This is a genomic window from Anaeromyxobacter soli (assembly GCF_022808855.1).
In the GTDB taxonomy this organism is placed as follows: domain Bacteria; phylum Myxococcota; class Myxococcia; order Myxococcales; family Anaeromyxobacteraceae; genus Anaeromyxobacter; species Anaeromyxobacter soli.
In genome coordinates, this window is sequence record NZ_JAKZLF010000044.1 from 24,208 (window position 1) to 35,286 (window position 11,079).

Here is an 11,079-nt window from a genome sequence, read left to right on the forward strand (position 1 = left end):
CTTACCCATGAAATTCACCTGCGACAGCTGCAGCGCGCAGTACATGATCTCGGACGAGAAGGTCGGGCCGTCCGGGGTGAAGGTCCGTTGCAAGAAGTGCGGGACCGTCATCCACGTCCGCCGCCCCGCGGAGGAGCCCGCGGTCGCGCCCGCCGCGTCCGCCCCCATCCCCAGCGGCGGCCTCGACGTCGAGCTCGGCAACGCGTTCGACAACGCCTTCGGGGACGCGCCCGCGCGCAAGCCCGAGCCCGCGCCCGACCTCTCGGCCACGCAGGCGATGGGCGACGAGGACGCCGCACGCATCGCGGCGGCCCCGGCGCCCTCGACCGAGTGGTACGTCGCGATCGGGCAGGCGCAGGTCGGCCCGCTGCCGATCGCCGAGGTGAAGCGCAAGTGGGAGGGCGGCGACGTCGGCCCCGACTCGCTCGTGTGGCGTCCGGGGATGGGCGACTGGCAGCCGCTCTCCAGCGTCGCGGAGCTCGCGGCGCAGCTCGCGCCCGTGCCGCAGGGGAGGGGGTCCCGCCCCGTCGAGCCGCGCCCGGAGGCCTCGCGCGGCGACTTCGCCGCGCAGCCGGGGGCGGACGTCTCCTGGAAGCCGGTGGCGGCCTCCGCCCTGGCCGCCCTCGCGAGCGAGGAGATCGCCTCGAGCGGCGCGCCGGCGCAGAAGGCCGAGCCGAGGTCCCTCGGCGGCGTGAAGTCGCTCGTCGACGCGCTGCCGGAGGGCGGCGGGGTGGATCCGACCGGCGCGATCCCGCTCCCCATCAAGGGGCTCGAGAAGACCGAGGAGAAGAAGATCGAGCGCCGCTCGTCGGTGGCGCGCGGCGCCGAGGAGGCGCGCAGCCGCCGCAGCATCTCGCGCGCGGTCGGGGTCGGCGTGACCGCCGTGGCGCTCCTCGTCGCGGCCGGCGCTGCCGGCGTCGTCTGGTACACGAACAAGCAGCTCGAGCGCGTCCCGGCCGTCGCGGCCGTGCCCGCTCCCTCGCCTGCGCCCGCCCCTGCGAGCGCGCAGCCCGCCTCCGTGCAGCAGCAGGCGCCCGCACCGGCCGCCCCTGCGAGCGCCGGCGCGCCCGTCGCCCCTCCGCCGGGCGCGGTGGCGAGCGCCCCGGCCCCGGCCCCCGGGCCGGCGACCGAGCCCTCCACCGCGGCCACCGTTCCGCCCCCGGCAGCGGCGCCAGCGCCGCAGAAGCCGGCCGAGCCCGCGCGCGCCGCCGCCAAGCCTCCGCGCGAGGAGCCCGCCCGCGCCGTGCGGCGCGAGCCCGCGCCGCGGCCGCGCGAGACGCGCGTCGCCCAGGCGACGCCGCCGCCCCCGGCGCCGAGCCCTGCGCCCGCACCTGCCCCGGCCCGCAAGAAGGACGTCCTCGACTTCGAGTCGAACGACGCGGCGCTCGACGACGCGCTGGGCGGCGGCTCGGGCTCCGCCCGCCGGTCCGTCTACGTCCCGCCGCGCCCCGGCGGCGAGGTGCCCGCGAAGCTGAGCTCGGGGCAGATCAACGAGTCGGTCGCGCAGCGGATGGACGGCCTCCAGCGCTGCATGTCGGAGCAGAAGGCGCGCGACGCCGAGGCCACCGGCACGCTCAGGATGCGCTGGATCATCAACGCGGACGGCTCGGTGCGCGAGGTGAAGTGCCTCACGCCCGAGTTCGCGAGCGGTCAGTTCGCCCAGTGCCTCGCGGGCGTCGTGAAGAGCATCAAGTTCCCGCGCTCCACGACGACCGGCCAGGAGGTCACCTTCCCGTTCCGGTTCTGATCCCGGCCCGTCGCCGCGGGCGGCGCGTCGCGCGCCCCCGCGGCACGACGCCGCGCCGCCCACCGCGAACGAGCGGGCGGGCGATCGGACGGCCCGCCGGGTCGGCTTGACCGGAGGGCGCGCCGCTGCCACTGTCCCGCGGACCCCGAGGACGAGGAGAGGTGGCGTTGCACACGAAGCTCGCGCCGGTGCCGGCCGGCGGGTACCGACCTCTCGAGCGGATGGGGATCGCCGAGCTCGAGGCGCTGCGCGTGATCCTCCGCGGCGGCTCCGTCATCGACTGGCGGCGGCTCAACTTCCGTGATCGGGAGGAGGTCGAGGGCTACCTCCGCCTGAACCAGTTCGACCACGAGGACCTCCGCGACGTGCGGCGGCTGCGCGCCATCCTCGCCCAGGCCGTCGAGTACCTCCGCTCCGTCTTCGGCTACCGCGTCGCGGTGCCCGTCGCCGAGCCCGAGGACGTCCGCGATCTGTTCCTCTTCGCCTCGGGGACGCTCGAGCCCCGGCGCTTCCGGCGGATCGCCTGCGTCGTGCTCAAGGTGATGCACGTGATCCACCACCTCGAGGCGCGCGAGCTCCTGTTCCGCACGCCGCTCCGCGAGTCCGACCTCGCGCAGCGCGCGCACCGGCGGATCATGGCCGAGGCGGACCGGATGCGCGCGGCGGGCCTGCCCGTGATCGAGTTCGCCGGCAACTCCAAGTCGCGCGACTCGCTCGTCACGAAGCTGCTCGCCAAGAAGGAGTCCGTCGCGGCGCAGGTGTTCGACCGGGTCCGCTACCGGATCGTGACCGAGCGCACCGACCAGATCGCGCCGGTCGTGTGGCACCTCACCCAGACGCTGTTCCCGTTCAACTACGCGGTGCCCGGCCAGACGCAGAACAGCCTGGTCCGCTTCCAGGAGCTGCTCGCGAGCCACCCGCGCGGCTCGGCGATCGCCTCGGAGCTGCAGCTCCCTGCGGACCTCGAGCGGCGCGATCCCGCCGCCAAGCGCAACGAGTTCAGCGGCCGCGACTTCCGGGTGCTCAACTTCGTCGTCGACCTGCCGGTCCGGATCGACGACCTCATGCCGCCGCTCGATCCCATGGCGGACGAGCTCGGCCGGATCGTGTTCTCCCTCGTCGAGTTCCAGGTGGTGGACGCGGCGACCGCCGCGCGGAACGAGGAGGGGGACTCGTCGCACGAGCGCTACAAGCGCCGGCAGCACCATCGCGTGCTGCGGCGGCTCTCGCGCGGGCTGGTCGTCCCGAAGAAGGGGAAGCGAGGTGGGGGATGAGGGAGACGACGAAGGAGAGCCCGTTGGACCGCGGCGAGGTGGAGCTGCCCGGCCGGTGCCAGGTCTGCGGGGCCGAGGGGAAGACCATCGCGGTGCCGTCCGCGCCGCCGCCGAACGAGTTCTGCGCGCGCTGCGCCATCGAGTACGGCGAGGCGGCCGCGGCCGACGAGGACGAGCCGTAGGCCCGCGCCGGGACGAGGCCTCCGGCGCGCGCCGTCGCGGAGCGGCGGGAGGCGTCAGGTCCCCGACTCGAGCAGGGCCTCCGCCTCGAGCGGCAGCTCGACCGTGAACCGGGCTCCCTCGCCCGGCCGGCTGTAGAGGGCGATGCCGCCCCCGTGCGCCTCCGCGATCTGGCGGGCGATGAAGAGGCCCAGGCCGAGCCCGCCGTAGTTGCGCGGCGAGACCGCCCGCTCGAAGCGGCCGAAGACGCGGTCGACGTCCCCGGGGTCGATGCCGATGCCCTCGTCGCGCACCTCGAGGCGGGCGACGCCCCCGGCCGCCGTCACGTCGACGTGGACGGGCTTGCCGGCGCCGTACTTGAGGGCGTTCGAGAGCAGGTTCGTGAGGAGCTGCTCGAGGCGGAGCCGGTCGAACCGGCCGACGACCGGGGCGGGGGCGGCGACGGACAGGACGCAGCCGGCGCGAGACGCGTCGGGCGCGAAGCGCGCGCCGAGCTCCCGCGAGAGCCGGGCGAGGTCGAGCTCCTCGCGGGAGAGGCGCATGCGTCCGGAGGCGATCCGCGACACGTCGAGGAGGCCGTCCACGAGGCCGACCAGGCGTCCGGTCTGACGGAGCGCCGCGTCGAGCTTCCCCGCGAGCCGCGCGTCGCAGCCCTCGAGCTCGCGGCCGAGCGCCTCGAGCCGGAGCTGCAGGCTCGTGAGCGGCGTCTTGAGCTCGTGCGAGGCGACCGCCATGAACTCGTCGCGCACCCGCACCGCCTCGGCGAGCTCTCCCGCGAGGGCGTGCGCCCGCCGCTCCGCGGCGTGGGTGCGGAGCAGCGCGCGCAGGAGCGCGACGAGCTCGGCTGCCTCGAACGGCTGGACGAGGTAGGCGTCGGCGCCGGCCTCGAGCCCGTGGACCCGGTCGCCGGTCTCCACCAGCGCGGCGGAGGTGAGGAGCACGGGGATGGAGGAGGTGGCCTCGGAGCCCTTCAGCCGGCGGCAGACCTCGTACCCGTCGATCCCCGGGAGCCGCACGTCGAGCACCACGGCGTCGAACGGCGTGGCCTCCACGGCCGCGAGGGCGTCCTCCCCCGACTCGGCCTCGTCCACCTCGAAGGCGACCGCGGAGAGCATCCGGGTGACGAGATAGCGGGCGGCGGCACGGTCGTTGACGTTGAGGATCCTGGGCGGCGGCATCGAGGCGGGGGTCTCTCGCGAGGTGTCGGGGCCTCCCCGCCGCCGTGAGGCGCGCGCGAGGCGCAGTAGGACATTATGCGCGAACGACCCGGCGCGCTCGTCCGAGGCAGCGCCTTTTCACCGGGGTGCCCTCGGCGGGGCGCCCGGGCGCTCGCCCGCTCCGGCGCCTCAGCCGGCGGCGGCGGCGAAGCTCACCGAGTCCGTCCCGTCGGTCCACTGCGCGTAGTGGAGGAGCCGCGCGGCGCGCCCGCTCGCGCGCAGCGCCGCGTAGATGGGGGCAACCCCGCAGAGCCTCCGCCGTGCGTCCTCGCGGACCGCGTCGCGGTGGAACCCGTCCGCGTCTCCGGCAGCGAGGTACGAGAGGGTGCGCCGGTCGGCGGCGGCGTGGGCCCCGAGCTCGGCCGCAGTGGGCGGGCGCGGGTCGCCGTAGAGCGGGCCGACGTGCGCGAGATCGGCCGCGGCGACGAAGCAGACTCGCCGGCCGGAGGTCGCGCGGGCGAGCGCCGCCAGGAACGGCCGGGTCGCCTCGGCGGGCGCGGCGAGGTGGGAGATGCTCGAGCAGAGCACCGGCAGGACCGTGAACGGACGCCGGAGGAGGTGGCGCAGCACCACGACCTGGAGCTCCACCGAGTGCTCGCCCGCGTGGCAGAGCTCGTCCGCGAGCACCTCCTCCGCGCCGAGGCGGGCGGCGATGGCCTCCACCGCCGCGCGATCGGTCGGCACCGCGCCGAGCGGCGTGGCGTAGTCGAGGCGGGTGAGGGTGAAGAGGTGCGGCGGCGTCGCGTGCGCCGTGCCGAAGACGACGAACAGGTCGGCGTCGGTCGCGGCGAGCGCGCGGTACGCGCGGGCGTAGCCGGCGGCGCCGCGCGGGTAGTCGATGTGCGGCGCGACGACGAGGCGGACGGGCTCGCACGGCGGGGGCGCGACCCCGTCGCGGAGCCAGCCGTCGAGCGCGCGGCGGAGCGCGATCGGGTCGTCGGGGTAGACCGCGCCCGCCCAGGCGGCAGGGCGGAAGGGGAGGGCGCGGAAGCTCGAGAGCGCGCCGGAGGTCTCGCCGTCGCTCGCGTCTCCCACCGCCCGCTCCTACTTGCGGCCGCGCTTGCGCGCCTTCTTGCGCGCCTGGCGCTCCGCCTTGCGCTTCTTGTTGCGCGCGTCGCGGTCCTTCTTGGACTCGAGCGCGATCGGCTCGGGCGCGTAGCCCATGAGCCGCGCCCGCGCCATCGCGCCGGCGGACATGGGCGGCGTGTAGCCCTTCGGCAGCCCCATCTGCTGCGCCATCGCCGCGTCCGGCACGAGCCCGCCCGAGAGCGCGCGCTCCACCGCCTGCGCGTCGGCGCCGAGCACGTCCTCCATGCCCTTGCCCTGCAGCTTGCGCAGGCTCATGAGCTGCTTCACGCCGGGGAGGCGCGAGAGCAGGCCGGGGGCGGAGCCGATCTGCTTCATCACCCCGCGCATGGAGTTGTACTGCTTGAGGAGGTCGCGGACCTCCTTCTCTCCGCGCCCCGAGCCGCGCGCGATCCGCTTGAGGCGCGCGTCGTTGATGACGTCGGGGCGCTGGCGCTCGACCTTCGTCATCGAGTCGACCATGGCGACGATCTTGGTGAGCGCCTGGTCGTCGAACTGGAAGCCCTCCGGCAGGTCGCCGAAGAGCGGGAACTTCTCCATCAGGTCGCCGAGAGGACCCATCTTCCGGACGAGCCGGATCTGGTTCACGAAGTCCTCGAGCGTGAAGTCGCCCGAGAGGATCTTCTGCGCCTCGGCCTCCGCCGTCTCCTCGTCGACGTGCTGCTCGAAGTCCTTGACGAGCCCGACGATGTCGCCGAACCCGAGGATGCGGGAGGCGAGCCCCTCGGGGCGGAACTCCTCGAGCCGGTCGAGCGACTCGCCCATGCCGAGGAACTTGATGGGCTTGCCGGTGACCTCCTTGATGGAGAGCGCGGCGCCGCCGCGCGCGTCGCCGTCGAGCTTCGTGAGGATGAAGCCGTCGAGCGAGAGGCGGCGGTCGAACTCGGAGGCGGTCTTCACCGCGTCCTGGCCGATCATGGCGTCGGCGACGAGGAGGATGTTCTCCGGCGCGACGTTCCGCTTGATGTCCTCGAGCTCCACCATGAGCTCCTCGTCGACGGCGAGGCGGCCCGCGGTGTCGTAGATGACGACGTTCGCCTTCTCGCGCTGCGCCGCCTCGAAGGCGTGCAGGCACATCTCCGGCGGCGACACGCCCGGCTCGTGGAACACCGGCACGCCGAGGCGCTCGCCGAGGACCTTGAGCTGATCGACCGCGGCGGGGCGGTACACGTCGGCGGCGACGAGGAGGGGCTTCTTCCCCTCCTTGAGGAGCTTGTTCGCGATCTTGCCGGCGGTGGTCGTCTTGCCGGAGCCCTGCAGGCCGACCATCATCACGCCGGTCGGACGCCCCCGCACCGCGTCGCGGAGCGAGGTGTCGACCGGGCCCATGAGCGCCTCGAGCTCGTCGTGGCAGATCTTGACGAAGTGGTCCTGGGGCGTGACCCGAACGACGCCCTTCTCCGTCTTGACCTTGGTCTCGACGACCTCGCCGATGGCCTTCTCGCGCACGCGCGCGACGAAGCGCTTCACGACCTCGAAGGAGACGTCCGCCTCGAGCAGCGAGACGCGGATGTCGCGCAGCGCGTCGTCGACCACCTCGGGGGTGATCTCCGTCCGCCCCTTCAGCTTGTTCCGCGCTGCCTTGAACCCCTTGGATACGGTCTCGAGCATGGGACTCCGGGTGCCTCCGCCAGGCCCGCGCTTATAACACGGAGATGTCTGGGAATCCGCCCGTGGACGAGGGTCCGCGCTTCTTCACCGTCGAGGAGGCCAACGCGCTCGTGGCCGAGCTGGAGCTCGATTTCGGGCGCCTCGCGGCCGCCCGCGCCGAGCTCGGCCCGCTCGTCGAGTCGCTCGGCGGCGCCGACGTCGCGGTGGCCCTCCTCCGGGGAGACGGCCCCCCGGAGGGCAGGGAGGCGGACGCCGCTCGGCTCGAGCGGCTGGCCGGTGAGATCACCCGCGTCATCGAGCGCGTGAACGGCATGGGCTGCCTCGTGAAGGACGTCGAGGCGGGGCTCGTGGACTTCTACGCCGTGGTCGAGGGCGAGCCGGCGTTCCTCTGCTGGCAGTTCGGCGAGCCGGCCGTGAGCCACTGGCACCCGCTCGAGGGAGGCTTCGCGGCCCGCGAGGAGATCGCCGGGGTGAGCGTCCGGCCGCCCACGTTCCGGAACTGAGGGAGGGCGCCCCGCGCCGCCGCCGTGCCGTTCGCGTACTACGCGCGCCTGTCACCCCGGGAGAAGGCGATCTACCGCGCCAGCGACGCGGTCCCGGCCATCCCGGTGCCGGGCGTCGCCTCGCTGCACCCGCAGGTCGAGGCGCTGCGGGAGGCTCTCGCGCGCGACGACGGCGAGGCGGTGGCGCGCGCCGCCTTCGCGCTGTGCGCGGGGATCTCCCGGGCGCTCGGCGCGCGCACGCCCAAGCTCGAGATCCACGCGGTCCGGCCGAGCGCGGACTTTGGCGAGCTGCACGGCCTCTACACCCCCGATCCCGACGAGCCGCCCTGCATCCGCGTCTGGATGCGCACCGCCCGCCACGCGCGCGTGGTCGCGTTCCGCACGTTCCTTCGAACGCTCCTCCACGAGCTCGTGCACCACCTCGACCTCGAGGTGCTCGGGCTCGAGTGGTCGTTCCACACCGAGGGCTTCTTCAAGCGGGAGTCGAGCCTGTTCCACCAGCTCGTGCCGGAGGCGGCCCGGGCGCCGCCGCGGCGCGCGTGAGACGTCGCGCGCTCGTCGCCGAGCGGTCAGATCCGCTCGGCGGCGTCCGCGGAGAGCTCGGCGACCGTCGAGAGCAGATCGTCGATGCTGAACGGCTTCGGCAGGTACCGGTCCGGCTGCGCGTCGCCAGGCGGCGAGGCAGAGACGACGACCACCGGGATGCCCGCCAGGGCTGGGTCCGCGAGCTGCTCCTGGCGGAACTGCCACCCGCTCATGACGGGCATGAGGAGGTCGAGGAGGATGACATCCGGTCGCGGGCAGTCGCGCAGCACGTCGAGCGCGTCCTGCCCGTTCTCGGCGAGCGCGACGTCGTAGCCCTCGCTGCCGAGAGCCTCGGCGAGCGCCTCGCGGATGTCGGGATCGTCCTCGACGACGAGGACGGCGCCGCGCGACCGCATGCGGCGGGCGCGAGAGGACATGAGTGGGTGTGCCTGAGCTGGGATGAATGCCATCTTCGTGTCCCCCGCCGAGCCCGTGAACCCGCCGCCACGCCACCGTGCCGTATCGACACGGAGGACGTCGCAGGGCGTAGCCCGAGCCTCGCGAGGTCGCTGACGGTGCAAACGCGTTGCCTGAAGCGATCGTTCCGGAAAGTGCCTGAATCTCGCGCCGCGCCACTTCTGGGACGCACTGCGTCGTTGACGGGCGTGCGAGCGGGCCTCGCGCCGATCGTCGGTGCTGCCGGATGACCGCTCGGGCGTCCGCTAGCGCGAGCGCAGCATGCTCTGGCCCACCCAGTCGCTCGCGAACTGGTAGGCGATGCGCCCGCTGCGATCGCCCTTCTGATTCGACCAGGCGACGGCCGCCTCCGCCGCCTGCCGATCCCACGCCAGCTCGGCGCCCGCCCTCTCGCAGAGCTTCGTGACCCACTGCCTCGCCACGGCCACGTACTCGTCCTGTGAGAAGGCGTGGAACCCGACCCAGAGGCCGAACCGCCCCGACAGCGAGATCTTCTCCTCGACCGCCTCGCCGTGGTGGATCTCGTTCTTGACGAGCAGCGCCCCGAGGTTGTCCGTCTCGAACTCCGGGATGAGGTGGCGCCGGTTGGAGGTGACGTAGATGAGGACGTTCTCGGGCGGCGCGTACACGGAGCCGTCGAGCGCGCTCTTCAACATCTTGTAGCTCGACTCGCCCACCTCGAACGAGACGTCGTCCGAGAAGAGGAGGAAGCGATACGGCTGCCCGGCGACCTCGTCCACGATGGCCGGGAGGCTCACCAGGTCGTCCTTGTCGACCTGGATGATGCGCAGGCCCTCGGACGCGTACGCGCGGAGGAGCGCCCGCACGAGCGACGACTTCCCGGTCCCGCGCGTCCCCCACAGCAGGACGTTGTTCGCGGGGAAGCCGGCGAGGAACTGGCGCGTGTTCGCCTCGACGATGCGCTTCTGCTCCTCGATGCCGAGCAGGTCCGAGAGCTGGATCCCCTCGACGCTCGAGACGGCCTCGAGGTAGCCGGCGAACGAGTGGCGCCTCCAGTTCGCCGCGTGGGTCCTGCCCCAGTCGATCTTCTCGATGGGCTTCGGGAGCAGGAGCTCCATCGACGAGAGGACGCGGCGCAGCTGGTCTTGGACGTCCGGGTCGAGCGGCATCGGGAAACGATAGCACCCGCGGCGCGCGCCTCGCGAGGCGTCCCCCCGGCCCACGCGCTCGAGGCGTCCGGCCGCGGTGTGACGAGCCTCGGCACGCTCGCGAGCGCCGGGCCGAACCGATGGAACGGCCCCGGTGCGGGAGCGCCGGGGCCGCTGGACGGCCGGATCAGGTCAGCACGCGATCAGGCGTCGCCCGGTCTACGGCGACTCCATCGGTTTGGAGTAATCGCTCGCGCACAGCGGGGGCCACCCCTCGTCATACCGGAACGTCAGGCCCGACTTCTCGACGTTCGTGACGCACAGGTCGTACTCGCCGTACGGGAACGCGCGCAGGGCGAACTTCGCGATGCCCTCTCTATTGGTCGTGACCCTCTGCGTGAGCATCGTCGGGCCATACAACACCCGCCATTCGGCCGTGACGGTCGCCCTGCTCAGGTCCACACCGGTGAAGTGGCGGATGTTGACCGCCGCCGTGTAGTTCCACAGGCGGCCGGACCGGATGGCCCCGTAAGAGAAGTCGATGAAAGCGACGTACATGTACGGTTCGGTTGACGGCGTCACGTAGGTTTCAGCCGTTCCCTGAAGGCCGCCGGCGTCGGTCGCCGCGACGGTCACCGTGTAGGACCCGGACGCGTCATAGGTGTGCGGGGGCCCCTGGCAGATGATGTCTACGTTCCCGAGGGCCTGCATTTCGGGCGTGGGGTCGGGCGTCGGGAACAGGGTCAGGACCTCGCCAGTCTCGGGGCCCCCGCCGTCGCCGTAGTCGACCGTGCACGACTCGATCGCGTCGTCATTGCTCCAGAGCGACGCAACCGCGCTCGTCTCGTAACCGACGACGGGAAGACGAGGGTCGAGCTGAACCTCCTGGACGTGCGGAGCCTGGTTCGGCCTCACATAGACGGCGGCGTTGTCCCAGATCTCGGGCTCGGTCGCGTGGATTAGATGCAGGCACACCGTGTAGTAGCCCTCCTGCGAGAAGGTCAGGTCCACGAAGTCGACGACGATGGAGTTGACGTTGAAGGAAGGTTCGGTGACGCCGCAGGTGCCTGATGCGTTGGGATAGGGGCCGGTGAAGGCGTCGTACCAGCCCTCCACGCTGTAGCCGGCGGGGTAGGCCGGGGTTCCGTCCTTCAAGGTTCTGAGCACGAACCTCTGCGTGGTGCCCAACACCACGGGACCCTGCTCGATACCGGCGCCGTTCGTGACCTGCCCCCCGACTCTAGACGGCTAGCTTCGTGAGTCCGGTGATACTGCGAGCAAAGCCGTTCGGCGTCTGGTTGTCCAGCGAGCTGTGCGGCCGCACCTCGTTGTAGTCGATCCGATAGGCCT

At 72.8% G+C, this 11,079-nt stretch carries 12 protein-coding genes; 5 read left to right on the forward strand and 7 right to left on the reverse strand.

What is annotated here, in order from left to right; all coding sequences use genetic code 11:
* Positions 1 to 7: 7 nt before the first annotated feature.
* The 3 genes from MLV88_RS21405 to MLV88_RS21415 all read left to right on the forward strand — a co-directional run bounded on the left by MLV88_RS21405 (position 8) and on the right by MLV88_RS21415 (position 3,203).
* Positions 8 to 1,747 carry a GYF domain-containing protein gene (locus MLV88_RS21405; RefSeq protein ID WP_243338661.1) on the forward strand — a complete coding sequence of 580 codons (1,740 nt, stop codon included), beginning with the start codon at positions 8 to 10 and terminating at the stop codon, positions 1,745 to 1,747.
* 221 nt (positions 1,748 to 1,968) lie between these two features.
* Positions 1,969 to 3,021, forward strand: a complete 1,053-nt coding sequence (locus MLV88_RS21410) for a TIGR04552 family protein (protein WP_242360007.1) — start codon at positions 1,969 to 1,971, stop codon at positions 3,019 to 3,021.
* Positions 3,018 to 3,203, forward strand: coding sequence for a hypothetical protein (locus MLV88_RS21415; RefSeq protein ID WP_242360003.1), 186 nt, complete (start codon positions 3,018 to 3,020; stop codon positions 3,201 to 3,203). The genes MLV88_RS21410 and MLV88_RS21415 overlap by 4 nt, the downstream gene beginning before the upstream one ends.
* Positions 3,204 to 3,257: 54 nt before the next feature.
* On the opposite strand, the gene MLV88_RS21420 is transcribed toward MLV88_RS21415, so the two are convergent.
* The 3 genes from MLV88_RS21420 to ffh form a co-directional block, all read right to left on the reverse strand.
* Positions 3,258 to 4,379: a hybrid sensor histidine kinase/response regulator gene (locus MLV88_RS21420; RefSeq protein ID WP_242360002.1), complete on the reverse strand. Its 1,122-nt coding sequence runs from the start codon at positions 4,377 to 4,379 to the stop codon at positions 3,258 to 3,260.
* A 168-nt stretch (positions 4,380 to 4,547) separates the two neighbouring features.
* The gene (gene amrB / locus MLV88_RS21425; protein WP_243338662.1) at positions 4,548 to 5,453 is read right to left on the reverse strand and encodes an AmmeMemoRadiSam system protein B; all 906 of its coding nucleotides are present in this window, start codon (positions 5,451 to 5,453) and stop codon (positions 4,548 to 4,550) included.
* Between the two features lie 9 nt (positions 5,454 to 5,462).
* Positions 5,463 to 7,115: a signal recognition particle protein gene (ffh, locus tag MLV88_RS21430; RefSeq protein WP_242339581.1), complete on the reverse strand. Its 1,653-nt coding sequence runs from the start codon at positions 7,113 to 7,115 to the stop codon at positions 5,463 to 5,465.
* A 44-nt stretch (positions 7,116 to 7,159) separates the two neighbouring features.
* Between ffh and MLV88_RS21435 the strand changes: the two genes are divergently transcribed.
* Together MLV88_RS21435 and MLV88_RS21440 are read left to right on the forward strand one after the other, a co-directional pair.
* On the forward strand, positions 7,160 to 7,618 hold the full coding sequence (locus tag MLV88_RS21435; RefSeq protein ID WP_242359999.1) for a DUF2203 domain-containing protein: 459 nt from the start codon (positions 7,160 to 7,162) through the stop codon (positions 7,616 to 7,618).
* Between the two features lie 24 nt (positions 7,619 to 7,642).
* Positions 7,643 to 8,161: a hypothetical protein gene (locus tag MLV88_RS21440; protein WP_242359998.1), complete on the forward strand. Its 519-nt coding sequence runs from the start codon at positions 7,643 to 7,645 to the stop codon at positions 8,159 to 8,161.
* Between the two features lie 26 nt (positions 8,162 to 8,187).
* Here MLV88_RS21440 and MLV88_RS21445 read toward each other — a convergent pair whose 3' ends face one another.
* The 4 genes from MLV88_RS21445 to MLV88_RS21460 all read right to left on the reverse strand — a co-directional run.
* The gene (locus MLV88_RS21445; RefSeq protein ID WP_242359997.1) at positions 8,188 to 8,580 is read right to left on the reverse strand and encodes a response regulator; all 393 of its coding nucleotides are present in this window, start codon (positions 8,578 to 8,580) and stop codon (positions 8,188 to 8,190) included.
* A gap of 285 nt (positions 8,581 to 8,865) precedes the next feature.
* The gene (locus tag MLV88_RS21450; RefSeq protein ID WP_243338663.1) at positions 8,866 to 9,750 is read right to left on the reverse strand and encodes an ATP-binding protein; all 885 of its coding nucleotides are present in this window, start codon (positions 9,748 to 9,750) and stop codon (positions 8,866 to 8,868) included.
* A 198-nt stretch (positions 9,751 to 9,948) separates the two neighbouring features.
* Positions 9,949 to 10,923 carry a hypothetical protein gene (locus MLV88_RS21455; protein WP_243338664.1) on the reverse strand — a complete coding sequence of 325 codons (975 nt, stop codon included), beginning with the start codon at positions 10,921 to 10,923 and terminating at the stop codon, positions 9,949 to 9,951.
* 46 nt (positions 10,924 to 10,969) lie between these two features.
* On the reverse strand, positions 10,970 to 11,079 hold a 110-nt coding region (locus MLV88_RS21460), incomplete at its 5' end, for a transposase (protein WP_242337485.1).

Bases quoted from the DNA above. Each gene is read 5' to 3' on its own strand.
- MLV88_RS21405 (WP_243338661.1), top strand. From the start codon at position 8: ATGAAATTCACCTGCGACAGCTGCAGCGCGCAGTACATGATCTCGGAC.
- MLV88_RS21410 (WP_242360007.1), top strand. From the start codon at position 1,969: ATGGGGATCGCCGAGCTCGAGGCGCTGCGCGTGATCCTCCGCGGCGGC.
- MLV88_RS21415 (WP_242360003.1), top strand. From the start codon at position 3,018: ATGAGGGAGACGACGAAGGAGAGCCCGTTGGACCGCGGCGAGGTGGAG.
- MLV88_RS21420 (WP_242360002.1), bottom strand. From the start codon at position 4,379: ATGCCGCCGCCCAGGATCCTCAACGTCAACGACCGTGCCGCCGCCCGC.
- ffh (WP_242339581.1), bottom strand. From the start codon at position 7,115: ATGCTCGAGACCGTATCCAAGGGGTTCAAGGCAGCGCGGAACAAGCTG.
- MLV88_RS21435 (WP_242359999.1), top strand. From the start codon at position 7,160: ATGTCTGGGAATCCGCCCGTGGACGAGGGTCCGCGCTTCTTCACCGTC.
- MLV88_RS21445 (WP_242359997.1), bottom strand. From the start codon at position 8,580: ATGTCCTCTCGCGCCCGCCGCATGCGGTCGCGCGGCGCCGTCCTCGTC.
- MLV88_RS21450 (WP_243338663.1), bottom strand. From the start codon at position 9,750: ATGCCGCTCGACCCGGACGTCCAAGACCAGCTGCGCCGCGTCCTCTCG.